Genomic DNA, 26,299 nt, shown 5'->3' with positions numbered 1-26,299 from the left:
ATTATGGCGGATAAATCTGAACAGACTGAGCAGCCTACTCCTAAACGGTTAGAGGACGCAAGAAACAAAGGCAATGTTATGAAATCGAGAGAGGTCAACACCACTTTCGGTTTGATAGCCATTTTTATATACCTTTCGTTTAATATAGAAAAAATCGGAAATACCGTTGAAGGCAATATGGTATATTTTTTATCGAACGCTTCTTCTATACAGCTTACGAAAGCAGGTGCCATCAATGTTTTATACGGTCTGCTTTATTCGGTTTTTTATGCCATACTTCCGGTAATATTAATTATTTTTTTAGCTTCGGTAGTTTCAAATATAGCGCAGGTAGGATTTTTATTGACTTTTGAGCCGCTCATTCCTGATTTTGGCAAGATAAATCCTGTGTCGGGCATTCAAAGATTTTTTTCATTTCAGTCTGTAAATGAACTGCTGAAGTCCTTAGTAAAATTCTTCGTTGTAGTTTTAGTGGCGTATTTTTCCGCTATAGGCTATTTGCATAAATTATTTACTTTAGAATATGCAACAGCGGAAGCAAATATTGTTTTTATCATGCAGCTTATATCTAAAGTTTTTTTTAATATCATCGCCGTTATGGTCGTTTTGAGCGTAATAGACTATTTTATTCAAAAATGGCAGCATACTAAAAGTCTTATGATGAGCAAGCAGGAAGTAAAAGATGAAATGAGACAGTACGAAGGTAACCCTCAGGTAAAAGGCAAATTAAGAAAAATGCAGAGAGAAATATCGCGCAGAAAAATCTTAAAAGAGGTCAAGAATGCGCATGTGGTCATAACAAATCCGACGCATTTTGCGGTAGCGCTTAAATATGAAAATAAGAAACATAAAGCGCCTGTCGTCGTAGCAAAAGGAGCGGACGAGATGGCGTTTCTGATTAAGAAAATTGCAGCGGCACATGAAATTCCTATTATTGAAAATAAATATATCGCAAGGTCTCTTTATGAAATATGCGAACCTGGAGATTTTATTCCCGATACTTTATATAAAGCGGTTGCTGAAATACTTGCGCATCTGTATTCGACAAACCTGAAATTTAAAAAAATTTGGAGTATGAATACAAATGGCTAATAACGGCTCTGCTATAAAAGATAATTTTATACTAAAGAATTCGGATATTGTTCTTGCCCTGATGTTTTTCATGGTAATTATCCTTATGGTTCTTCCTATAACCACATGGATGCTTGATATTTTCCTTACCCTGTCTATATCTTTTTCTATCATTGTTCTTCTTATTTCCATTTACGTCATGAGACCGCTGGAATTTTCTACTTTTCCTACAATACTTTTATTTTCCACGGTTTTTAGACTTTCTTTAGAAATAGCCGCTACCAGATTAATTTTGCTGTACGGATATAAGGGAACGGATGCGGCAGGCGTTGTAATACAATCATTCGGAAAATTTATAATAGGCGGAAATTATGCTGTAGGTATAGTTATATTTATAATTTTTATAGTAATTAACTTTTTAGTAGTTACTAAAGGCGCCGGCAGGGTAGCCGAGGTTGCCGCAAGATTTACATTAGACGCGATGCCCGGAAAGCAGATGTCGGTTGATGCAGAATTAAATTCCGGTCTTATAAACGACCAGGAAGCAAGAAAAAAAAGGTCTGACATTATTAAAGAAGCGGACTTTTACGGTTCTATGGACGGCGCCAGCAAATTTGTCAGAGGCGACGTAGTAGCGGCTATAGTTATTATAGTCGTTAATATTATAGGCGGACTTTTAATAGGTATTTTTCAGCATCATATGTCCTTGGCTCAGGCCGCTTCCGATTACACTCTCCTGAGTATAGGAGAAGGGCTTGTGGCTCAGATACCGGCTCTTATCGTTTCAACCGCAAGCGGCGTTATTATAACAAGAGCAAGCAGAGAAACCAATCTGTCAAAAGAATTTTCAAAACAGTTTGCCACTTACCCACGTGCTTTATATACCGGTGCGGGTATTTTATTTTTTTTCGGTATTATACCGGGGCTGCCTCACTGGCCGTTTATTTTATTGGCTCTTATTCTTGCAATTTCAGCTTTTTTAATTTCAAGGGATACCTTACGAAAAAAAACAGAGATTGAACAGAAGAGTGTCGAAGAAAAAAAGATTGTGCCGGAATCGCAGATTCTTGAAAGCGTTATGCAGGTTGATATAATTGAACTGGAGGTCGGATACGGTCTGATATCCTATGTTGATTCTTCAAGAAGCGGAGAACTCCTTGAAAGAATAAAAGGTCTCAGAAAACAGATTGCGGCAGACCTCGGAATGATTGTGCCGCCTATCCATATTAAAGATAATTTGGCTTTAAAACCTAATGAGTATGTTATTCTTATAAAAGGCGTAGAGGTATCCAGATTTGAAATAATGCCGGGCAAGTATTTGGCAATGAATCCGGGCAATGCAACGGCCAATATTGCCGGCACGGTAACTAAAGAGCCTGCGTTTAATCTTCCGGCATTATGGATTGACGAAAGCGAAAAACAGAAAGCGCAGCTTGCAGGATGGACTGTCGTTGAAATTCCTGCCGTAATAGCAACCCATATCGTTGAAATTATTAAACAGAATGCCGCAGAACTGCTGACAAGACAGGATACTCAAAAACTTCTTAATATTCTGTCTGCGAAATATCCTAAAATAGTTGATGATTTAATCCCGAATGTTTTATCCTTAAGCACGGTGCAGAAAATTTTAGAAAATCTGCTTAATGAAGGCATCCCTATAAAAGATATGCTTACTATAATTGAGACGCTGCTTGACTACGGAACAACCATAAAAGATCCGCTCATGCTGACGGAATACGTAAGAAGCGCTCTAAAAAGGACAATTACGAAAACAATTTTAGATGCCGACGGTTCGATAAAGGTTATAACCCTCGGCAAAAATTTCGAATCTGCTATGCTTAATGAATATAAAAAGGCTAAAGAACTCGGCGTTTATTCCGCAATTGAACAGCCTGTATATCAAAAAATTATAGGAGCCGTTAAAGAGCAGGTTAAAAAAGCGTTAGACGGGGGACACACGCCTGTCATTCTGACATCTCCGGCTATACGGCTGTTTGTGAAAAATATTCTGAAGGATATTATTCCGGGTATAGTCGTTGTTTCATCGGCGGAAATTGCTCCTAACATAAAATTGCAGTCTATAGGCAATATGGAGATAGATTATGCAAATTAAAAGATATGAGGTTCTGGATATAAAAGAAGCTATTAAACTTATAAAAAGGGACCTGGGGGAAGACGCCGTTATTATCTCTACAAGGCAGGTAAATAAATCTGAAGAGTTCGGTTTTTTCGGCAAACCGTTTTTAGAAGTTGTGGCGGCGGTCGATTATAATGAAGAAATTTCCGTAAACGGCAGGGATAGAGAAGAAGACAATAAAAAAATAAATTATGATTTAATAACTCCGCTTTATGACGATATTAAATTTTTAAAGGATAATTTTGAGAGTATCGTAGAAGATAAGGTTATTTTTGTTCTAAATTCAAAATTTGAAGAAGTAAAATCTATGCTTGACGAACTCAGATTTTCTATAGACTTTTTAAAAAAAGAAAAATCAGGTTCTAAAATTATAGATGAAGAGCTGTTTTCATATTTAGACAGATTAGGTTTTGACAGAAGAATATCGGTTAAATTAAATGATATTTTTTTCAAGGGACTCGTGCTTAAAAACTTTACGCCGAACGAGAAAATAGAATATTTTTTAAAATTTTTTAAAAAATTGATTGAGCGCAGATTAGAAAAGAAAACTGCGCTTCAGTCCACCGTGGACGGCAAAATTTTAGTATCGCTAATCGGAAATAACGGTGTAGGAAAGACATCGTCCGCCGCGAAATTATGCGCAAAATATATATTTGAAAAAAATAAACACGTTTCCCTCTGCTCATTAGATATTTTAAAAATAAACGGAAACGAAGCGCTAAAAAACTATGCTAAAAAACTGAAAATAGAATTTGCATCTATAAAAAATACGGATGAATTTAAAACTTTCGTGTCAAATTCAGATTCAGATGTCATAATTGTAGATTCATTCGGCGTAAACCATAATAATCTTTATCAGCTTAACAATTTAGCTAAATTTTTTGATATTTATAAAGGAAAAATGAAAAATTCGCTTCTTCTGTCTGCCCAGACTAAATCTCATGATGCGATGAGAATTTATGAATCTTTTAATAATAAGATAGGGCTTAGCTCTTTAATTATAACAAAAGTTGACGAATCGTACAGCATAGGCAATCTTGCGGGTATTTTTCTTCAGTCCGAACTGACCATAGATTATTTGACAAACGGAGAAAATGTTCCTGAAAATATTGAGGAGGCAAAATTAGATAATCTATACGGATTATTTTTTCCGAAGCCGGAAATATGATAACAAAATATATTTAATTAATGCCATTAACTATGATAATGCTAAATTAGCTTTAACAAGCCCGAAATATGATAACGAAATATTATATTTAATTAATACACTTGATATAACTAATACATTTAACACATTTAATAAACTTAATAAACTTAATAAACTTAATAAAATTTAATTAAACTTCGATTAAAATCAATAAAAATATTATGAGAAAAAGAAAACAGCCAAATCAAACTAAAATTATATCAATAACAAGCGGAAAAGGCGGTGTCGGCAAAACTAATATCGTATGCAATCTTGCCTATTGTTTTGCTTCTATGGGTAAAAAAGTAATGATAATGGATGCCGATTTAAGCCTCGGAAACGTCTCCGTTGTTTTAGGACTGGCTCCAAAGTATAATATATCCAACGTACTGTACGGAGATAAGCAGCTGAAGGATATTATCATTTCAGATAAAAACGGCATTTTAGTTCTGCCGGCTTCTTCCGGTATACCGGAGTTGTCAAATCTTACGGAAACACAAAAAATGACTTTAATGTCCAGATTCGGCGATTTTCTCTCCGACATAGACATTCTGCTCATAGATACGGGAGCGGGTATATCGTCGAATGTAATTTATTTTAACCTTGCAGCAGGCGAGATAATGGTTATAGTAACCCCTGAACCGACATCTATAACCGATGCATATGCGCTTATAAAAGTAATGAGCACAAAGCACGGACAGAAAAATTTCTCTATTATTTTAAATATGGCAAAAAACGAAAAGGAAGCAAAAGGCATATATAAGCATCTTGGTATCGTTGCCGATAAATTTCTCAAAGTTTCCCTGAGTTATGGAGGATTTATATTGTATGACGAGAATGTTTCCAAATCCGTTATTATGCAAAAAACGGCAATGGAGCTTTATCCTGAATCAAAATCTGCAGCGTGTTTTAAAAAATTGGCTTATGATATAATATCGCAGGATGAGAACGAATATTCAAGCGGAAATTTACAATTCTTTTTCAATAATCTTTTTAGAAAGAATTAGATATGTAAAATATAAAAAGGAAATATATAAAGGTGTCTGACACCTTTTCCAGGACTTCTTTTCCGAAACTGTACAGTTTAATTTGCTGAATATCAAATAATTATGAATCAATTAGACGCAAAGTCAAAAAAGCTAATAGAAGATAATTTTAAATTAATTAATAGCGTTGTCAATTTTATGACGCTTAAATACCACGGGATTGTTGACAGAGATGACCTTGTCGAATTCGGCATTGCAGGGCTTATTGACGCAGCCGTGAAATACGACCCGTCTAAAAATGATAATTTTAAAAAATATGCCATAACAAGGATTAAAGGTTCAATCCTTGATGAAATAAGAAAATTGGACTACCTGACAAGGAACGCGCGGGAAGCGTCAAATAAACTTGAAAAAACCTATATGCATCTGGAACAAAAATTAGGCAGAATGCCGGATGACGCCGAAACGGCAGAAGAATTAGGCATAAGTTCGGATGAATTGAATGACATGCTTTATAAAATAAGAGGAGCGTCTTTTATTTCAGATATGGATTTTGCAGGAATGCCAAAAACGTCCGTTGAAACTTTGGAAACGGTAGAAAGCGCAGAACCTTCGGCGGTAGATGGTTTAATCGACAGCGAAAAAGGTGAAATATTAAAGAAATGCATTGACACGCTAGATGATATTGAAAAGAATGTATTAATGATGTATTATTATGAAGAGCTTACTTTAAAAAATATCGGCAAGATTCTAAATTTAACGGAATCGAGAATCTGTCAGATTCATTCAAAGGCAATATTAAAATTAAAAGCGCGATTAAATTCATATGCAAACCAATAATTATAACATCGAAGAAGAATTTAATAAAATATCCTCTGGAAATAAGCTTAGGCTGATTTCAGAAATTAACGGCATACTTCAGAGCGATAACGAGGAAGAATTAAACCGATTGATCGGATTATTAGACACCGGCAATAATGCCGCCGCAGAGATGCTGTCGAATGCCCTGTCCGAAAGTTCTAATCATTTACTGAATAACATTTTATTTAAAATTGTTACGGGAAATTATAACGTAAAAATGCGTTCCGCTGCCTTTGATATTCTTAAAAATAAAGCAAAGAGAAACGGGAATTTTTTAATAAATTATTGCGCCGATACAGATCTGCAGTATAGGAGATTTGTGTCGGAATTGTTAAGATTCGGCAGTTTTACCCCGCATGGCGCCCCTTCCGCCTGTTTGAGAAAATTTTGCGCAGACGAAGATGAAATTGTCAGGGCAAATGCCGCCGAATCTATCGGTTTTTTAAAACTGAAACTCGTTCAAACGCTAAAAAAAATGTTATTAAACGATTCATTTTTAGTTAAAGCATCGGCGATATTTTCCCTTGGTGAATTAAAAATAGAATCTACTATAGCCGACCTTAAATATGAATTCTGGAAAAACAGAGATGATGTCGTAAGAAAATTAATAATCGATGCTATAGCTAAAATAGACGGCAGGGCAGGGCTCAATTTTTTGACTGATATTGCGGGTTTGGATAATAAATGCAAAAGAATTGATAAAATTTATCTGATTAAAAATATTTACAGGATATACATTGAAAATTATAAAAATACGAAATATAAAAATGCCGTAATAAAAAAAATACAGAATATTAATATAAAAATAAATATTTTAAAATTAGAATTTTATGAGGATAAATTAATAAGAGAGGCAATTTTATTCTATTTTTCTTTATCAAATGTAAAGAAATCTATTAAAATTTTTAATTTTCTTATGATTTATCTGAATAAAAATTTAATAACTCCCGATAATGCTGAATATAAATATATAAAGGATTCTCTTGTAAAAGTCGCTTATCCATTTTATATAAAAAAATATTTAGAATATATGAGCGCATCATTTGAAACAAAAATGGCATACTCGGGAAGTTTCTTTAATTCTTATTCTATTTTAATTGAAATATTGTCTGAAAATAGGTATTTTAATGAAATTGCCGTACTTTTAAATTATTTTAAAGACAGAAAAGTTTTTGTTGAATTAAATATTGCTCTGCTTGCCGCATCAGCGTCTATAATTAATTACGGCGCCCCAAAACTTTCAAAATCTGTATTAAAAAATGCTTTATTTTTACTGAACGACAGCAATGGAGATATAAGAAAAGCAGCAGCCGATTTAATAGGAAAGTCAAAAAAAATTAATTTTGCCAAATATATTTATAACAAAACAATAAGCGAAAATTATCCCGATGTCTTAGATAATTATATCAAAAATATTATTATTTTAACAAATAATAACAAAATTTATTTTAAGTTTTTTATAAACAGTCTTCATTCAAATGATACCAGGATTAAAGAAATATCGCTGCGCATCATTAAAGAATTTAAAATATCGCTTAATAAACATCTAAATAAAAAAGATATTATAGATGTGTATAACATATTTAAAATACTGGCAGATTCCAAATCAGAATCGGAAAATGTTAAAGCGCTGCTTGCATCCGTTATAAGCAATTTTTCAAATATAAATCGCGCGGAATATAAATATTTGAAGGAAGAGTTTTTAGAAATTTTATTTGAACTGCTCAAAGAAAGCGATAACGAAGAAGTATTATATAATTCTTTAGAATCGCTCATAAAATTAGGATTTAAGGATTCAGCCGTATTTTTTGAAACTATATTAACTAAAAACCGCTCAGTCATGTTCAGATTTAAAGTTATTGAGCTTATCGGCAAATTACGTGATTCTGATAATCATGATTCTGACAATACAAACGCTGACAATCTAGATAACCATAATACAACTATCTATAATAAAAATACTTATAATAAAGACGCTGATAATGCCGGCGGGATTCATAATAATTTTAATAAATTACTTGAAATTTTGCGGAGTTCTGATGAGATATTGATAAAAATAAGCATTCTAAGGTCTTTATATTCCATTGATGAAACAAGGGCAAGAGCGGTTATAAAAAACTATTTGAGCGACACCAACGAAGATTTAAGAAATATAGCGGAAGAGCTGCTTAAAATTAAAAAGTAAATTATTTAAATGACGTTATAACTGATGCAGAATACTTCAAATATAAATTTAAACGATGAAACATTTTGTAAAATCAGAGACCTTATATATCAGCTCACCGGAATATTTTACAGTGAGCAGAAAAAATACCTGATAGAGACAAGACTGTCTAAAAGATTATCAGACCTCAATTTGGCAAATTATGAGGATTATTTTTATCTTCTTAAATATTCCGCTAAACAATCCGATGAAATAAAGGAATTGTTTAATAGTATTACGACAAATGAAACAAGTTTTTTCAGGGACGTTCCTCAGTTAAAAGTCTTTGAAGACGATGTTTTAAAAGAAATACTTAAACAAATTAAAGAATCGCCTGTAAATTATTCAAAAAAAATAAGAATATGGAGCGCCGGATGTTCAACAGGAGAAGAACCTTTTACTCTTGCAATTATAATTATGGAGCATTTAAATGAAATTCCTGCAGGATTCAGTTTTGAAATTATAGGTTCCGATATCAGCGAAAATGCGTTATCTTCCGCAAGAAAAGGAATATACGGCAGCTACACGCTGAGAAATACCGAACCGAGACTGATAGAAAAATATTTTGACAAAGTAGACAATGAACAATTTCAGGTTAGAAATAATATTAAAAATATGGTAAGTTTTTATAATATTAATCTGATAAATTTTGATTCTATTAAAAAGATAGGGAATTTTGATATAATATTCTGCAGAAATGTAATAATATATTTTAATAATGATTCAAAAAAAGTTGTTATATCAAACTTGTACGATTCTTTAAAAAAGAACGGCTATTTATTTTTAGGGCACTCTGAATCTTTGCATTTTATTTCAAGTTCATTTAAATTGGTAGGTTTCGGAAAAACGCCTCTTTACGTAAAAGAATAATTTATTTAATGCTCAATTTAATTATTATGCATAAATATTCGGTTAATTAAAAATATGGAAAATAAGAGCGGCAGAAATGTTGATAAAAGCGCAAATACTAAGACTATTCTGATAGTTGAAGATTCAATCGTTGTCGTTAAGCTGCTGTCTCTGTCTTTTGTCGGAAAAGGTTTTAAGGTGCTGACGGCAGGAGACGGATTTGAAGCTTTAGAAATAGCTATTCAAAATGATATAGACCTTATTATTACCGACCTCAATATGCCTCAGATGGACGGCATTACGCTTTTAAAAAATTTAAAAGAAAATGAAGATACTAAAAATATTCCGGTAATACTTATGTCTTCAATGAAACCCGGAGAAGACGAGATTAAAAACTGTTTTGCGTTTCTGCAAAAACCGTTTAAGGAATCGGAATTATTAAAAATTTCTAAAAAAGCATTAAATATTGATTGATTATATTAATATTTTGTTATAATATTTTAAAATATATATTTATTTATTATCTTTTTTTTGATATATATTTTAATTTTTAAATTATGCCGATTTATGGTTTACCATGCAGTATAATAAATCGCGCTGTAATTTTTAAAATATTATATTATTACAAAATGTTTTATTGTTTAAAATTGTAAAAAATTTTAAGGAGCTAAAACTTATGGCATTAGATTTATCAATGAAGATTCTTGTTGTTGATGATTTTTCTACGATGAGAAGGATAATAAAAAATATATTAAAACAGATAGGATTCAGCGACATAGACGAAGCTGAAAACGGACAAGTGGCGCTTTCAAAATTAAACGACAACAGCTATGATTTAGTCGTGTCCGATTGGAATATGCCTGAAATGACCGGCATAGAGCTCCTGAAAGCCGTCAGAGCTACCGATGGCATAAAAGATATTCCGTTTTTAATGGTCACAGCCGAAGCAAAAAAGGAAAATGTCGTAGAGGCTGTTAAAGCAGGCGTTAATAATTATATTGTCAAGCCGTTTACAGCCGAAGTGCTTCAGGAAAAAATAGAAAAAATATTTCCGGATTAAAATTTAATATTTTTAAACAAGAAACCGCCGTGAGCGAGGTAAGGCGATTCACTCGGTTTATGATTGCATAAAATGATAATAGTATATAGTTATAATTTATAAAATTAATGCAATAATTTTTTGAGGTTATTTATGATTGACGATTCAATGAAAGAAATTATTAACGATTTCGTTCAAGAAGCGTTAGAATTACTTGATTCTTTAAGCGAAAATTTTATTGAACTGGAAAAAAATCCAGATGATAAAGAGCTTTTAAATACTATTTTCAGAGCTGCTCACACAATTAAAGGCTCAGCCGGATTCTTAGGCTTTCAGAATCTCGTTGAACTCGCGCACAGCGCCGAAAATATTTTAAACAGATTAAGACAGGGCGAAATTAAACTGACGTCGGATATGATGGATTATCTGCTTAAAACTATGGATATTTTGACGGCTATGATCAGAAACATTAATGACTCCGGCGAAGAAGGGAATTTTGACAATGAAGAGATTATTCATAAACTCAATCAGCTTGCGGCGGACGAACGAACTGAAGAAACGGCGGCTGAACAGAGGACTGAAGAGATAAAACCCCCAGAAGGTAATTTTGGAACGGCGAATAATAATATAAGTCCGCAGGAAGCTGAATCTTCCGAAAATAATAAGAATATAGATAACAACATTGCCAATACTGAAGCTAATGTTAATGTTAATGATAATAATAGCAAGATTAGTGATAATGATAATAGCAAGAATAACAATAAAAAAAATATAGAAGAATCATCTATTCCTGCAGGCGGCAGCAATACCGGCAGCGAAAAACATCATCCAAAACGGAAAGTCAGAAATTTAGGGGATATTTTATTAGAAGATAATCTGATGTCTCCGGATGAATTATCTCAAATATTAAAAGAAAAAGAAGAAGAAGAAAAAAAAGAACAAGAACAAGAAAAAGACGAAGAGCAGGAACATGATGGCGTAAAATCAAATAATGCCGATGTTTCTGCCGATATAACCGATAAAAATATAAATATTAAAGAAACAGACAAATCAGACGCGGTAAACAAGAAGGACGAAATTGACGGGGCAGACCGCTTAAACATTATTAATAATTCCAATGATGCAAATAAAATTATTAATAATAATAAGACGGAAAATTTAAATAAAACGGTAAAGATTGCCGAAGCAGAGAAGCAAACTTTAAAGAAAGAACCGCCGCAGACACCTGTTTCATCTGAAATTAAAAAACCGGTATTGGCGTCAGTTCAACCGCAGCCCCAGATGCAGCAGATACATCCAGCCGTTACGGCGCCTGTTGAAACTACGATAAGGGTTGATGTCGAAAGGTTGGATAATGTAATGAACTTGGTCGGCGAATTAGTCCTATCCAGAAATAGAATATTTAATATTGCTTCTAAATTGGAACTTAAATATCCTGAGGATGAATTTACCGATACTCTTATAGAGGTTGTTTCAAATTTAAATCTCATAACTACGGACCTGCAGCTCGCCGTTATGAAAACAAGAATGCAGCCGGTTAAAAAAGTATTCAGTAAATTTCCTAGAATGGTAAGAGATTTATCTAAAGAACTTGGCAAAGAGATAGAATTAAACATTGCAGGAGAAGAGACGGAATTAGACAAATCTGTGATTGAAGAAATTGGAGACCCGCTTGTGCATCTTATAAGAAACAGCATAGACCATGGCATAGAGATGCCTGAAGATAGAATAAAAGCAGGGAAATCTAAAGCCGGAACTATCAATCTGTCTGCCGAACATGAAGGAAATTATATTATTATAGAAGTATCGGACGACGGCAAGGGAATGGACCCGGATATTTTAAGAAAAAAAGCAGTCGAAAAGGGACTGATTGACGATAAAACAGCCGCGTCTATTTCAGATAAAGATGCGTTGAGTCTTATTTTTGCCCCCGGTTTCAGCACGAAAGACAAAGTAACTGAAATCTCAGGCAGAGGAGTCGGCATGGATGTCGTCAAAACTAATATTCAAAAACTAAACGGCATAATAGACATAGAATCAGAAAAAGGCAAGGGCTCCGATATAATTCTGAAACTTCCTTTAACCGTTGCGATAATTCAAACGCTGATAATCGGAGTAGAAGATGAAGTATTTGCGATTCCTTTAAATTCTGTTGTAGAAACGTTAAGAATACCCGAGTCTTCAATACAAACTATCGACAATCATGAAGTGATTAATTTAAGAAAATCTGTTTTATCTTTATTGCGTTTAAGCGAAGAATTCAGTGTCGGAGCTTCTCAGAATAAACCTTTGCAATCAGCAGGGAATTCTCCGGCAGCGGATAAAAAAGCTCTGTCAGGCAAAGAAGTTTATGTGGTTGTCGTAGCCCTTGCAGAAAAAAGAATAGGTATAGTGGTTGATACGCTTTACGGACAGGAAGAGGTTGTTATAAAATCATTAGGCGACTATCAATTCGGATATAAAGGTATATCGGGAGCGACTATTACCGGTGACGGAAAAGTCGTTCTTATTATGGACATTGCTTCAATGATAGATGTTTTACAAAAAAGATAATTTAAGTATTTAATATTTAGTTTATTACGCATGGAGGATTTAAATGCCTGAAAAAATTATTAGGGTTCTTATCGTTGACGATTCCGCATTTATGCGAAGGGCGATATCTTCTTTGCTTGAAGATGAAAATGATATAAAAGTAATCGGTCAGGCGAAAGACGGAGAAGATGCCGTTAAGCAGGTGGAAGATCTAAAGCCGGATGTTGTGACTATGGATATTGAAATGCCTAAAATGGACGGTTTGACGGCTCTTAAAATAATAATGAAAAAAAATCCGCTGCCGGTTATCATGCTTAGTTCACTTACCGAAGAAGGGGCTAAAGCAACTCTTGACGCATTAGATTACGGAGCGGTCGATTATATACCTAAAAATCTTTCAAATGTTTCATTAAATATTTTAAAGGTCAAGGATGATTTGATTTCAAAAATCAGAGCTGTTACGGCTAATAAGGTTATCTATAAGGTAAAGCCGTCATTTGAAAATCACGATAATATTTTATTTAAATCGGATAATAATAAAACAAAGTACGGCGAAGATATTACAGCCAAAACACTATATAACGGCAGCAATAATAATGGCAATAGCAATAGTAATAGTAATAGTAATATTAAACCGAATATCGGATTGTATGCCAAAAAAGAAATAGTAGCCATCGGTTCTTCCACAGGCGGACCTAAGGCTTTACAGGAGGTTATACCGCTGCTTCCAGCGGATTTTCCGTTTCCGCTGCTGCTGGTTCAGCATATGCCTAAGGCGTTTACCGGTCCGTTTGCTCAGAGACTCTCCGGTATTTCTCATATAAAAGTAGTAGAAGCCGAGGGAGGCGAAATTATTAAGCCGGGTGTGGCATATCTTGCGCCGGGCGATAAGCATATGAGTATCAGAAGAGACGGGAAAGACGGTGTCAGGATATTTATTTCCGAAGAACCTAAAGACCTTATCAATAGACCTTCCGTTACCGTAATGATGAAATCTGTCGCTGAGGAATATCACGAAAAATCTATTGCGGTAATGCTTACCGGTATGGGGTCCGACGGATTAGACGGGATGTCGGCTATAAAAAAATACGGAGGAAGCACAATCGCTCAGGATGAAGCGACGTGCGTAGTTTACGGTATGCCTAAAGCGGTAGTGGATGCCGGTGTTGTAGATAAAGTCCTTCCGATATATAAAATAGCCGAAGAGATTATAAGAGAAAGTAAATAGAAAAATGTAGCGCATAAAAAAATAAAAAACAGTAAGTGTTAAAAAATAGGCGTGTGTCCATAATTAAAAAAATGGCAGCTGTCCCCATTAAACATTAAAAAAATAGGAGGTAGGTTTTTATGGAGCAAGAAACGGTTAAGATGCCCGACAGTAAGAAAGCCGATGAAAATACGGGCGTGGATGCGATAATGCAATTGGTCACATTTACTTTGGGCAGTGAGGAATTTGCGCTTGATATATTAAAGGTTCAGGAAATTAACAGGATGGTGGAAATTACCAAAGTTCCTAAAGCGCCAAATTTTGTTGAAGGAGTTATAAATCTTAGAGGTAAAGTTATTCCGATAGTAGATATAAGGAAAAAATTTCACTTAAATTTAAAAGAATCAACAAAAGACACAAGGATTATCGTCGTAAATATATTGGGTAAAACAATAGGTCTGATAGTTGACAGCGTGTCCGAGGTTTTGCGTATAAATTCAAATACTATCCAGCCGCCTCCTCCGCTTGTTGCGAGTCTGGATTCCGATTATATAAAAGGCGTAGGCAAACTTGACGACAGATTAATTATACTTCTTGATATAGATAAAATTTTTACCGCCGGTGAACACAATTTAATCGAGTCGGCTGTTAAATAAATTGCTTTGCTGTAGAGCGGCGCATAGATATTAAATAAAATATTAATTTATTATGCGACAGACCGGCGACTGGTGATTAAAGATGTTAAATTCTTAAAAAAGCGGATTATTGGTGATGTAAGATGTTAAATGCATTGAATAGATAATTTCATATATATTATAATGATATGATTTGTCAAAAAAGACCGTTTATTTACGCAGTTGCAAATCAGAAAGGAGGGGTAGGTAAAACTACCACGGCTTTAACTCTTGCCAGTTCCTTATCTGTTTTAGGACAAAATGTTTTACTCATAGACCTTGACCCTCAGGCAAGTTTGACGGCACACCTGGCAATTGAACCGGAAATGGTTGAAAATTCTATAGGCAGTTTGCTGGTTTCAGACTCTTCCGATATTGAACGGTTTATTATAAAAAAATATAAGATTAAGGATGGCGGATGTATTGATATTATACCTTCTAATATTAATCTTGCAAAAATAGAATCTAATCTTTCCGCTTCTAACGGCGGAGGACTGCAGTTAAAAGAAAAATTAAAGTATTTGCCGGATTATTACGATTATGTTATAATAGATTCGTCACCGGCGCTAAGCGTACTTTTAATAAGCGCTATAGCAGCGTGCGACGGCATAATAATACCGGTTGAAGCTGACTATCTGTCTGTAAGAGGGGTTGAGCTGCTTATAAAAACTATACAAAAGGTGGAGCAGGCGCTTAATGTCAAGTGCTATTATAAACTTTTAATAACTATGTTTGACAAAAGAACAAATTCGTCAGCCAAGTCATTAAATTACTTTAAAAGCAATTATAAAGAAAATAGTTTCGACAGCTACATAAATGTTGATACAAAATTTAAAGACGCGAGTTTTGTCAAAAAGCCTTTAACTTACTATGAAGCAAAATCGCGCGGTTCTATGGATTATCTGCATATAGCACGTGAAATTTTAAGTGTCTCTGCAGAAACTGCGCAAGAGGAGGAATAAATAAGATGCAGAATAGTTTTTTAACTGAGAATTTTACAAAAGAGCCAGATATTATAAGCCCATGGATTGATAAGTTGCTGACTCCCGTTAGCAATATCGGCAAGAGCGGTATAATTAAAAAAATCGGTGCGAAGGAAAATGGTGAAGTTTCTGCAATAAAACCCAATTCTAACGTCATATCGCTAAATAATTCAAAATTAAGTCAGGCCCTGTCATACGAAAACATCGAGAACGATGATGAGGGCGAATATTCGGACGAAGGTGCGGAAGCTGAGGAAGGCGGCGCGCGCATTTACACTTATCCGGTTAAAAAAATATTAACACCCTGCAGTGATATTTATACCGATGCCGATATCGGCAGCGGTATAAACAAAAATACGTTCAGGAAACTTTCTGTCGATAATGAACTTGAAAAAGAAATTACATATCTAAGTTTTAATGTTAATAATTCTTATCTTTCTTTTTCCGTTGATAATATTATTGAAATTATCAGATATACAGAACCTTTTAAATTATATACAAAAAAAATAGAACTCTTAGGTCTAATTAATTATAGGGGCAGCGCTATTCCGATATACGATTTTTTTGCGGTTAATTCTTATTATTCCAGCAGCAGCTATGTATATGGATGCAATGACGGCAGTGAGGCTTTATTCGGTAAAGGTAAAAATGGCAGATTTAAATATATAGCTATATGTTCATTTAATAAAGAAAATTTCGGTCTATGCATTGACAATGCAGGTACGATAAAAAAGATAAAAAACAAGGAACTTATGACGCCTAATATTATTAAATATAAAAATTCAAAAAATCTGACCTATAAACTGTTTGAAAATGAGGACGGTAAATTTTCCTCAATAATTGAAATGCAGAACTTGTATAATTATTTAAAATCTTAAATAGGAATTAAACCTGCATTTTAATAATACGGCTATTTAACATTTTCGAAAAAGGTGTCTGACCGAAAAAGGTGTCTGACACCTTTTTCGTGTAGCAATTAACAAAGAAAATATTTGCAAGAATTAGGAAAAAAAAGGTGTCTGACACCTTTTTCGTTCTTTTATATAGTATAATAATAAGTATTTATTATATTATATGTAATGATATGTTATATATAATAATATATTATATAAATTATGGAAGGCATAGTAGAAATTCAGCAGATTATAACCAATGCCTCTTTAGTAGAAAAAGTTGCCGCTACTCCTCAGACTTTTGCAATAAACGCCAATACTATTTCAAATGAAAATAATAATAGCGCCGGAATTAAAAAAACCGAATCAGTAAACGAAGCCGACGAGGTTTTAGAACCTATCGACGACAGCGATAAAAAAAACAGCGAAGACAGCGAAGAAGATACAGAAAAAGATAATGGAGAAGGACGGGCTTATGACGATGAAGCATCCGAATTAGAAGGTGAAGCCTATGATAGCGAAGGCGCAATGACTAATACCGATAAGAATCAAGAAAACTTAAATAAAAAAGATGATAATAAGCGGCAGCATATTAATATTATGGCATAATATAAAAACTAAAATTTGCAGTCAGTATATTCCATAAAGCAAAGCTACTCACATAAACTAATAATTGGTAATATAAAAACTAATAGCTGCAGTATATTCATCATATCAGCGCATAAAAATATAGCATCCTTACTTAAATGAATTTACCCGAAAATAATAATGCTATCGGAAGAATAAATTCTGATGCGAATATTAATATTTCAAAAATATTAATTAATAAAAGTTTAACTAATCTATTAGATTCAATAAAGCCAAATGATATTTTAGATGTTAAATTAATAGACGCAGAGATATCCGATGCATCATTCACAGGCATTTTATCCTTTAACGGAAAATTATTCAAAGCTGAAATACCTGAGTCCGTCTATGACGAGTTTAAAATGTCCGCAGCTGCAGGCGAGGGTTCCAGTACTAACGAAAATTTTAATCTGCGGTTAAGCGCCGAGTCCGTCAACGGAAGCGACGTGATTTTCAAAATAATTAACGAATCACTAGATGAAAATAATTTAAAACTTTTTAGCGCAACTGCAGAAAATATATCAAATTCCATAAAAGAAAATCTTACATCGTTAATTGATAATAATTTAAATTTAAACTTAAATTTAAATATTAACAACTTAACAACAGATATTAAAAATAATACATTAATTTTAAATTTTGCTATGTCTAATCCCGCTGATTTTATTTCGGTATTAATAGCGCCGCGAAAAGAAGAAAAAGACATAGGAAAAGATTCAGCTAAGAAAAATAAATTAAATTCTTACGGTTATTTCTTTTTGGTCGAATTTCAAATCGAACCGTTAGGTCTTTTAAAATTGTCGTCTTACTATTTTAATCGCAATTTAGTTTTAAATTTTAAAACATTTTCAAAAACTGCTGAAATACTCATAAAACAAAATATAAATATGTTAAAAGAAGAACTTCTCAAGGACAATATTATATTAAAAGATATTGAATTTAATAAAAATATGTCTAAAAAAGAATTTGACAATGAATTTGGCGGTATAATCAATGAACAGGCGTAAAGAAGAACCTTTTGCCACAGCTTTAAAATATGATAAAGACAAAAATAAAGCTCCGGTAATTGTCGCAAAAGGAAAAGGTAAATTAGCCGAAAAAATTAAAGCGATAGCAAAAGAAAACAACATCCCTATAATAGAAAACAAAGGCTTAACCGAGGTTTTGGATAAGCTTGAAATTTACGAAGAAATACCTCCAGAACTTTATAAAGTTGTAGCTCATATTTTTGCATTTATCTATAAACTGAATAATAAATTATAGGCAAGTTAAAAATAAATTATAATCAGGATATACTGATTTAATGTTTATAGACCTCTGTCTTTTGCAACGAGTTCCCTCTGTCTTTTAAAGATATACTTAAACATTATGTCCTGCTGCGCAGGTTTTATATTTATTATTTGCACGCCTATTTTATATTTAGAATTCATAGGTATGGAAACTTTAATCTCCGCTCTTACAGTAATAGAAGGAAGTTTTGGGAATTCTAATTTCATGTTTTCTATCACTGTATATTTCTCAAAACTGAAATCAGATAAAAATGAAAAACCTTCTCCTGAAATGTCAAAAACATTAAAACTCAGCACTTTATTTATCCAAAAAAATGTTATCTTTATAGGTTCGGATATAGCAGGTTCTATTCTAAAAAATTTTCTCTTTTCTATTGAATAAATTTCTAACGGCGTGTATATATTAAAATTAAAATAATTATTTTCTTCCGCAAAATTGTAGAGTTTGGATAAAAAATAATGTTCCTTGTCATTAAAATGAAAACTGACTTTCAGATATGCTGAAGACAGCATCTTCAAATTCCCGTTCTTCGGCATCAGCGAATCGATAGTGATAATATCCTCGTCAACGTTTATAATTTCCGAAGAGTAATCATTGTTAGCCTGCGAGCCTGTTAAATCAGGGGAATACGGATAGATTATAAAATTCTTTTTTGTTTTGGCAAAATTCCTTAAAATTGTTAATATTTCTTTTTTTCTGGAAAAAATACTGACATTGGGATTTTCTTTAATTTTTTTAAGGTCAAACATATATATTATATTTCTATTTATTTATTTTTTTTGATAATTAGGAACGGACACTAATTTTATAAATTATTTATTTATTTATTTATTTGTTTGTCTATTTATTAAGTCTGTAATTAAGGGCATACTTACCTATGTATAAATTTTAAATATTATGAAAATAGAAAATAGTACACATATTATAAATTATCTTCATATATAATATCAATTTAAAAAATAAAATTACAGTTTAAATTTTGCGCAAACATTTAAGACTTATTTATTTTGCAGTAAATATAAATTTAATAAAAAAAGTTGCAGTTTAAAATTGTCCTTTAACCGCTATATATTTATAGATGTAAATATGGAAATTTTTTCTATTATATCTTCTTAAACATAACTTAAACAAAAATTAAACGGAAAATATAAGAAATAATTTCCTGAAATTAATGGCATAGTTATTGCATAATTATAATTGTGTAAAATTTTAGCTCTATTTAACTGGATGTTAAGAATTTAACAGATTTTAGCAAGGAGGCGTAAAATTGAACGGCGGACTGTATATTAATTTGAGCGGCATAATATCCGAAGGTAAAAAAATGGCTATTGTAACTAACAATCTTGCTAATATTAACACGGTAGGATATAAAAGCGAAGGTTCGGTATTTGGTGATTTTTTATCTCAAAAAGCTATAAGTGCTGAAAATGCCGGCGACAAAACACCTCTTGCGGATAACCAGTACCCGATAATGCTTTACAGTTATAACAATTTTTCACAGGGTTCGCTGAAACATACTGGCAACAGATTGGATTTGGCTATTCAGGGAGACGGTTTTTTTGCCGTTAAGACATCGAACGGGGTGAAATATACAAGGAACGGAGCTTTTTCGCTTAACGGCGAAAATCAGATTGTGACGCAGGAAGGATACCCTGTGCTCGGTGTCAATGGAAAACCGATAAGCCTTACGGAAAGGGGTTCTGATATTACAATTTCAAAAAACGGCATTATCAATATTTTAAATCCGCAGACAGATGAAAATGAATATGCAGGTCAAATAGGTATTGTTGATTTTAAAAATCCCGAATTATTATCCAGAAACGGCGGCAATCTATTTTCAGAGACTAAAAAATCCGGAAAACCTGTGCTTAACGACAATGCCGATATTACACAAGGGTATTTAGAAGAATCAAACGTAAATGAAATAAAAAATATGGTGGAACTTATAGATATAAGTCAGACAAAGTCCACTATGATGAATGTTTTAAAATCGTATTCGCAAGTTGACAGCACGGCAATAAACACTGTAGGAGCGCCTGTATAACTGCAAAATATAAGAGATATAAAAAAATAAATATGTCAAATATGTAAAAAATATAAATAAAGCAATATAAATTGCAATATAAATTAATGAAGAAATATTAATAAAGCAATATAAATTGCAATATAAATTAATGAAGAAATATTAATAAAGCAATATAAACTGCAATATAAATTAATGAAGTTAATGATGAAATATAAATAAAACAATATTAATAAATATATATAAATACAAATAAATATTACATATTACATAAAAATAAAATAAATATAAATAACAGAAGTAAGTAAATATTTATTCTGAAGAAACAAAAAGAGGAGGATTTAAATTGAGAGCGTTATGGACGGCTTCGACCGGCATGGAAGGACAGCAGATTGAAATAGATAATATAGCGAATAATCTTGCAAATACAAATACTACCGGATACAAAGAATCCAGAGTTAATTTTGAAGACCTTTTTTATCAGACGGTGCAATCGCCTGGGGCTTATTCATCAGAATATACCCAGGTTCCGACAGGAATTCAGATAGGTCTGGGTTCTAAAGTTTCTTCCATAGAAAAAGAATTTACCCAGGGAGATATGCAGCAGACTTCAAATCCTCTTGATTTAGCTATTGAAGGACAGGGGTTTTTTCAGATACAGATGGCAAACGGTGAAACCGCCTACACGAGAGACGGAACTTTACAGACTAATTCGCAGGGTCAATTAGTAAACGCCAACGGAGACGCATTAGTTCCTCCTATTACAATTCCGCCCGATGCTACGTCTATAAGTATATCTAATGATGGTACAGTTTCCGCTGCCGTATCTGGTCAAACTAATCCTGTTCAGATTGGAACTATCACATTGACTAATTTTATTAATCCTGCCGGTTTAAACAGTATAGGGAACAATTTGTATCTTCAGACATCTGCTTCAGGCGCGCCCCAGGTTGGAACGCCCGGTCAGAATGGTTTAGGAACTATACAGCAGGGATTTTTGGAAATGTCTAATGTCAATCTGGTCGGACAGATGGTATCTATGATTACGGCGCAAAATGCCTATACGATAGATTCAAAAGCTATTACCATTGCTAATCAGATGCTTCAGACTGCCGCATCTTTAGTGCCGTAATAGTAATTATTTATAATAACTGCAAATAATGACATTAAAATAAAATGAATAATTGCGGTTAGAAAGCATCTTGATGATAGTTCATTATGATAATTAAAAAATTAATTAGAATAATAAATAAAATGAATAATTGCGGTTTGGAAGATAAAATTGAAAATTTTAACAGTATCCCTTTTAAACCGGTCAAACCGATATTTAAATTAATGCCGAATATCGGTTTAATCATAATTTTTTTATCATACGCATTCGCATTTATTATTTGTTTTCTCTGTTCCGCAACTGCTTATGCATCAGGCAAAACAATTGCCGGCAATAATATTGATAACTTCAAGTATAGCAGGAACATTAAGCATATTAAGCATATTGAAATTAAAAGCGAGGGGCATAAGGGTTCTATATCAGCGACTTATCTTTCGTTTAACAGTTTAAAAAAGAATATAATCAGATCTTTTTTTATGAGCATTCCATCCGGATATAAAAATTATGTCAAATATATGCAAATTTCAAATTTCAGGCTGTCAATAAATAATTTAAATAAAATTAATAGCATAATTAAAAATAAACATAATTTTTATATAGTCAGGTATAATTTCTACGACCAGGGTTTTGCAGGTATGCATACTGCTGTTATTAAAATAATAAATAAAAAAAACGGCAAACTTATTGATATGTTTTATGCCGATTTCAATACGGCAATAACGGCTCCTGTCGTAGTTGCTTCCCGTCCTGTCGGAAAGTTTCAGATTTTAGGCAAAAACGATTTGATGATTAAAAAGATTAATATTTCAAATATCTATGCAGGATATAATTTTTCCGTGAATAAAACTGCAGGGAAAGAAGCCGCCGTTTTTATATCCGAAAATATGCCCATTACTAAAATAAATTCAGAAAGGAAAAGAATTATTAATTTTGGAAATATTGTATCCATAGTTTATAAAAAATACGGAATAAATATTAAGATGAGAGGGATAGCCTTACAGGCAGGAGCTTACGGTCAGATCATAAGAGTCAAAAACCTTGAATCAGGCAGTATAATTTCAGGGATAGTTAAAACAGATTCATCTGTTATTGTAAAATAATTAAGATACTATAATTAAGATAAGACAATTAAGATTTAATTGATAAAATAGTTAAAACATAGGAAAAATTAAGGTATAGCAGACTGCGTACAGTAAGCTATATACAATAAATAATGTATTTTATTCAGTTGATGTTGAAGCAAAGACTAAACCTGAAGTATATATATAAGCTAAAATCATGAGACAAGAGAGGGCGCAGGAAGATTATGATAAATAAAAATTTATTCAATAATTTATTCAATAAGTTATTTAGCGGTTTATTTAATATATCAAATAAAATGAAGCGGTTGAAACATAGAAATAAAATTATATTTGCGGTAATGATGATTACAGGATTATCTTTTACTTTAAGCGGATGCGCCGGCAATATAACGCCGCCTAAATCTATGATTCCTCCGACCTATGTTAAGCCTACGTCAAAAAATTCTATAATACACAAAAAAATAGCCGGTTCTCTGTGGACTGGGTCGGCATCTGGAGCAAATCTGTTTACCGATAACACCGCTTTTACGCTCAATGACATAGTAACAATAATTGTTAACGACCAGACTTCGGCTCAAGATTCTTCAGGCACTACGCTGTCAAAAAATTCATCCGGCAACGGCAGTTTTTCATTCGGCAGTTCTACGTCAAAACCTACCGGATATTCAGGCTCTAATGTAGAAAGTTTTGACGGGGGAGGAGGCGTGACGGATTCAGGTCAGATTTCTACCACTATAGAAGCTCAGGTTGTGAAAGTATATCCTAACGGAAACCTTGAACTTAAAGGAGAACGAACAGTGTCTCTGAATAGAGAAAAAAGATATATCTTAATTAAAGGAATTGCAAGACCTGTTGACATAACTCCGGCTAATACTATTATTTCAAGTCAGCTTGCCGATGAAAGAATATGGATTAACGGTCAAGGTCCGGTCAACTGGCAGGAAGGCACGGGGTGGCTGTACCGTCTCATGAATTTTTTGTGGCCTTTCTGATAATCTTCTATTATCAGTTTATAAAATAGGCGTCTGTTCATAATTAACATGTCCATAATTAACCAAATTGGAATAGCGGAGAAAAAAGTGAAGAAAATATTCGTCGGCAATAATATAGAAACGACAAAAATTAAAACGGTACGTAAATTTAGAAACGATTTATTGGCTGCTGCAGTGCTGATTGTTGGTTTTCTATTTACAGCAGGTGTTTTTTCCAACGGATTCACTTTAAATTTAAACAGCGGCGTTACCGTATGTGAAGGGGCGACTATAGGCGATATAACGTCTGTTTACGGAGCAATGAGCAATCCTTTGGTAGGATACGGCATAGTAGTCGGACTTGACGGGACAGGCGACCAGTGGGGGGTTAACGTAACCCAGCAGAGCATAGTGACAATGCTTTCAAAATTGGGCGTTAATACAGATGAATCTTCATTGTATGAAATTCGGGATTCCGCCGCCGTTATGGTGACAGCCGAACTTCCGCCTTTTGCAGTGCCTGGTCAAAAAATTAACGTGACGGTCGCTTCTATAGGAAATGCTACCAGTTTGCAGGGCGGCGTTCTTTTAATGACGCCTTTAAAAGGACCTAACGGAAAAGTCTATGCGTTGGGGCAGGGCAGTATTTCTGTCGGGGGCAATGTTTCTACCGACAATGTTATGCCGCTTCCCGGTTATATACCTGTTTCGGAAAATTTCCAAACTGCCGGCATTATAGATGACGGGGGCATTATAGAAAAAGGTATTTCTATCGGATTAAATTCATACAAAACGGTAAAATTAATATTAAAAAATCCCGGATTTATTAATGCGGAAAGGGTTGCATCTGCTATAAACGCAAAATTCGGCAAAGGCACGGCTTCAGATTTAAATTCTACGGCAGTTTCCGTCAACGTTAAGCCTGCCTATTTAGGAAAAGTAGCAAAATATATATCGTTAATAAACGCAATAAATGTTAAAACGCATACCCCCGCCATTATAGTTATAGACGAACGTTCCGGCACTGTTGTAATGGGCGGCAATATAAGAATCTCTTCAGTGGCTATTTCAAACAGAAATATAACAATTAAAATAAAACATAAAAGATTTCCCAAAGCTTTTTTGCTTAAAAGAGGCTTAACAGTCGCAAAACTTGTCAAAGCATTAAATGCCGTCGGCGCTTCAACTTCAAGTATAATATCAATTCTTGAAACTATAAAAGCGGCTGGCGCACTGTCGGCAAGGATAAAAGTTATCTGATATTATCTGATAATAGAAGTATAAAGTTATTTAACATAACTTCGCTGATTTTATGATTAAAGAATTATAATAAAAATGACGATTGCTATATAAGAAGTAAATTAAACAAATATGGCGAGGTAATGGTTATGGCAATCGAAATTAACAATATTTTACCGGTTGGCAATGCAGCCGATGTTTATAAAGCAAAGGACAAGAAGGTTCAGAATATTGACGGCGCTGCTCCTTCTTCTTCCGATACCGTCAATATATCAGGCAGCGGTTTATTTATAGAAAATTTGAAAAATCAGATTAATAATGCGGATTCGCTCAGCATTTCTAAGATAAGCGATATACGGAACAGCATTAACGGCGGGGCGTATGCCGATAGTTCTAAAATAGCGGGCGGTATATTAAATTTTATAAACACCGTTATATAATATATAAAAATATAAAAGGTTCTTATAATAATAGAGAAAAGTAAATGAATAATAATACTAATAATATAATAAGGAAAATAAAATTAAGCAAACTTTTGCAATTAGTCAATAATATTAAAACAGGCATTAGAGATTTTTACGCGGCGGTTCAATTAAATAATCCGCATAACAGCGATTTTACCGAATTTAACAGGAAAATAAATGAAATAAACGCTAACGTAAATCTCTTAAAAACTCTAACGTTTAATATTGTCAGCGATAACAACGGCAATAATGATAATAATATTATAACTAAGACGAATAGCAGAAACACTGAAGGGAAAGAAGAGAAAGAAAACAATACAGAAGAAACAGAGAGAGAGGTATTTGATGAAAAAGCAGAAGAGGAAAAAATAGGGGAAGAAGATGACATTTCTGAGTATCTGCTTAAAGACGAATTAAAAAATTCTATTTATGAAGTTATAAAAATAAATGACACTCTCAGCAATTTTCTAAATAAAAGCATAAATTATAATCAACAGACGATTTCTTTTATAGTCAATTTATTTAATAAAGATTATTCCTGTGATTATAATAAAAATGCCTCATATAATAAAAATATAAAAAGGTCGATATGTTTAGTTAAAGACATACAGGTATAGCGGAAAAACGTATATAATATTGCATGATGGCACTATTGTTGTTTAACCAAATTTCGCGCCATTGTATTGTATTAATGTATATGCTTTAAAAAATATGGTTTAACATAAATCAATAAATTAATATTTTTATAATATTTTAATACCTGTCTAATATCAATGATTTTATATTATGCATATTGTATATAAATGTAATAATTTTATAATATCAGTTGGTTGGCATTATATATCTAAATAATAACTTTAATTTATTTTTA

The 26,299-nt window shown here is 33.1% G+C and carries 25 protein-coding genes; 24 read left to right on the top strand and 1 reads right to left on the bottom strand.

The features are described 5' to 3' along the window. Positions 1-3: 3 nt before the first annotated feature. The 17 genes from flhB (at position 4) to EVJ46_08375 (ending at position 18,511) form a co-directional block, all read left to right on the top strand. Entirely contained in the window at positions 4-1,092 is a 1,089-nt protein-coding gene (gene flhB / locus EVJ46_08455) for a flagellar biosynthesis protein FlhB (GenBank protein ID RZD16206.1), read from the top strand. After that, positions 1,085-3,184 (top strand): flagellar biosynthesis protein FlhA, encoded by a 2,100-nt coding sequence (gene flhA, locus EVJ46_08450; protein ID RZD16205.1) that lies wholly within the window; start codon positions 1,085-1,087, stop codon positions 3,182-3,184. Before flhB ends, flhA begins: the two co-directional genes overlap by 8 nt. Beyond that, positions 3,174-4,376 carry a hypothetical protein gene (locus EVJ46_08445; protein RZD16204.1) on the top strand — a complete coding sequence of 401 codons (1,203 nt, stop codon included), beginning with the start codon at positions 3,174-3,176 and terminating at the stop codon, positions 4,374-4,376. Before flhA ends, EVJ46_08445 begins: the two co-directional genes overlap by 11 nt. A 200-nt stretch (positions 4,377-4,576) precedes the next feature. Then, the gene (locus EVJ46_08440; protein ID RZD16203.1) at positions 4,577-5,401 is read left to right on the top strand and encodes a flagellar synthesis regulator FleN; all 825 of its coding nucleotides are present in this window, start codon (positions 4,577-4,579) and stop codon (positions 5,399-5,401) included. Positions 5,402-5,503: 102 nt separating this feature from the next. Beyond that, positions 5,504-6,220, top strand: a complete 717-nt coding sequence (locus tag EVJ46_08435) for a FliA/WhiG family RNA polymerase sigma factor (protein ID RZD16202.1) — start codon at positions 5,504-5,506, stop codon at positions 6,218-6,220. Then, positions 6,207-8,426: a hypothetical protein gene (locus EVJ46_08430; protein RZD16201.1), complete on the top strand. Its 2,220-nt coding sequence runs from the start codon at positions 6,207-6,209 to the stop codon at positions 8,424-8,426. The genes EVJ46_08435 and EVJ46_08430 overlap by 14 nt, the downstream gene beginning before the upstream one ends. Positions 8,427-8,450: 24 nt before the next feature. Further along, the gene (locus tag EVJ46_08425; protein RZD16200.1) at positions 8,451-9,314 is read left to right on the top strand and encodes a protein-glutamate O-methyltransferase CheR; all 864 of its coding nucleotides are present in this window, start codon (positions 8,451-8,453) and stop codon (positions 9,312-9,314) included. Positions 9,315-9,368: 54 nt separating this feature from the next. Beyond that, a complete protein-coding gene (locus EVJ46_08420; protein RZD16199.1) occupies positions 9,369-9,767 on the top strand; it encodes a response regulator in 399 nt (132 codons plus the stop codon). Between the two features lie 220 nt (positions 9,768-9,987). Next, a complete protein-coding gene (locus EVJ46_08415; protein RZD16244.1) occupies positions 9,988-10,353 on the top strand; it encodes a response regulator in 366 nt (121 codons plus the stop codon). Between the two features lie 132 nt (positions 10,354-10,485). After that, positions 10,486-12,885, top strand: a complete 2,400-nt coding sequence (locus EVJ46_08410) for a chemotaxis protein CheA (GenBank protein ID RZD16198.1) — start codon at positions 10,486-10,488, stop codon at positions 12,883-12,885. A gap of 43 nt (positions 12,886-12,928) precedes the next feature. Continuing rightward, complete coding sequence (locus EVJ46_08405; GenBank protein ID RZD16197.1) at positions 12,929-14,092, top strand: chemotaxis response regulator protein-glutamate methylesterase; 1,164 nt, start codon at positions 12,929-12,931, stop codon at positions 14,090-14,092. Between the two features lie 140 nt (positions 14,093-14,232). Then, the gene (locus tag EVJ46_08400) at positions 14,233-14,727 is read left to right on the top strand and encodes a chemotaxis protein CheW (protein ID RZD16243.1); all 495 of its coding nucleotides are present in this window, start codon (positions 14,233-14,235) and stop codon (positions 14,725-14,727) included. A 167-nt stretch (positions 14,728-14,894) separates the two neighbouring features. Next, positions 14,895-15,707, top strand: a complete 813-nt coding sequence (locus tag EVJ46_08395; protein ID RZD16196.1) for a ParA family protein — start codon at positions 14,895-14,897, stop codon at positions 15,705-15,707. A gap of 5 nt (positions 15,708-15,712) precedes the next feature. Next, positions 15,713-16,606 carry a chemotaxis protein CheW gene (locus EVJ46_08390; protein ID RZD16195.1) on the top strand — a complete coding sequence of 298 codons (894 nt, stop codon included), beginning with the start codon at positions 15,713-15,715 and terminating at the stop codon, positions 16,604-16,606. A gap of 237 nt (positions 16,607-16,843) precedes the next feature. Beyond that, positions 16,844-17,230: a hypothetical protein gene (locus tag EVJ46_08385; GenBank protein RZD16194.1), complete on the top strand. Its 387-nt coding sequence runs from the start codon at positions 16,844-16,846 to the stop codon at positions 17,228-17,230. A gap of 137 nt (positions 17,231-17,367) precedes the next feature. After that, positions 17,368-18,255: a hypothetical protein gene (locus EVJ46_08380; protein ID RZD16193.1), complete on the top strand. Its 888-nt coding sequence runs from the start codon at positions 17,368-17,370 to the stop codon at positions 18,253-18,255. Then, on the top strand, positions 18,242-18,511 hold the full coding sequence (locus EVJ46_08375) for a flagellar biosynthesis protein FlhB (protein RZD16192.1): 270 nt from the start codon (positions 18,242-18,244) through the stop codon (positions 18,509-18,511). Before EVJ46_08380 ends, EVJ46_08375 begins: the two co-directional genes overlap by 14 nt. Before the next feature lie 44 nt (positions 18,512-18,555). Here the strand turns inward: EVJ46_08375 and EVJ46_08370 are convergent, their stop codons facing one another. Continuing rightward, positions 18,556-19,287, bottom strand: coding sequence for a hypothetical protein (locus tag EVJ46_08370; protein ID RZD16191.1), 732 nt, complete (start codon positions 19,285-19,287; stop codon positions 18,556-18,558). A gap of 518 nt (positions 19,288-19,805) precedes the next feature. On the opposite strand from EVJ46_08370, the gene flgF reads away from it, so the two are divergent. The 7 genes from flgF to EVJ46_08335 all read left to right on the top strand — a co-directional run bounded on the left by flgF (position 19,806) and on the right by EVJ46_08335 (position 26,045). Then, positions 19,806-20,582 (top strand): flagellar basal-body rod protein FlgF, encoded by a 777-nt coding sequence (gene flgF / locus EVJ46_08365; GenBank protein RZD16190.1) that lies wholly within the window; start codon positions 19,806-19,808, stop codon positions 20,580-20,582. Between the two features lie 355 nt (positions 20,583-20,937). After that, positions 20,938-21,693, top strand: a complete 756-nt coding sequence (gene flgG, locus EVJ46_08360) for a flagellar basal-body rod protein FlgG (GenBank protein RZD16242.1) — start codon at positions 20,938-20,940, stop codon at positions 21,691-21,693. 86 nt (positions 21,694-21,779) lie between these two features. Then, a complete protein-coding gene (flgA, locus tag EVJ46_08355) occupies positions 21,780-22,772 on the top strand; it encodes a flagellar basal body P-ring formation protein FlgA (GenBank protein RZD16189.1) in 993 nt (330 codons plus the stop codon). 206 nt (positions 22,773-22,978) lie between these two features. Beyond that, the gene (locus EVJ46_08350; protein RZD16188.1) at positions 22,979-23,746 is read left to right on the top strand and encodes a flagellar basal body L-ring protein FlgH; all 768 of its coding nucleotides are present in this window, start codon (positions 22,979-22,981) and stop codon (positions 23,744-23,746) included. 48 nt (positions 23,747-23,794) lie between these two features. Beyond that, a complete protein-coding gene (locus tag EVJ46_08345; protein ID RZD16187.1) occupies positions 23,795-24,985 on the top strand; it encodes a flagellar basal body P-ring protein FlgI in 1,191 nt (396 codons plus the stop codon). 128 nt (positions 24,986-25,113) lie between these two features. Then, on the top strand, positions 25,114-25,404 hold the full coding sequence (locus tag EVJ46_08340; GenBank protein RZD16186.1) for a hypothetical protein: 291 nt from the start codon (positions 25,114-25,116) through the stop codon (positions 25,402-25,404). Positions 25,405-25,448: 44 nt separating this feature from the next. Then, entirely contained in the window at positions 25,449-26,045 is a 597-nt protein-coding gene (locus EVJ46_08335) for a hypothetical protein (protein RZD16185.1), read from the top strand. Positions 26,046-26,299: the final 254 nt, after the last annotated feature.

It is taken from the genome of Candidatus Acididesulfobacter guangdongensis, assembly GCA_004195045.1.
Classification (GTDB): Bacteria; SZUA-79; SZUA-79; order Acidulodesulfobacterales; family Acidulodesulfobacteraceae; genus Acididesulfobacter; species Acididesulfobacter guangdongensis.
This window is presented reverse-complemented; position numbering and strand designations above follow the sequence as displayed.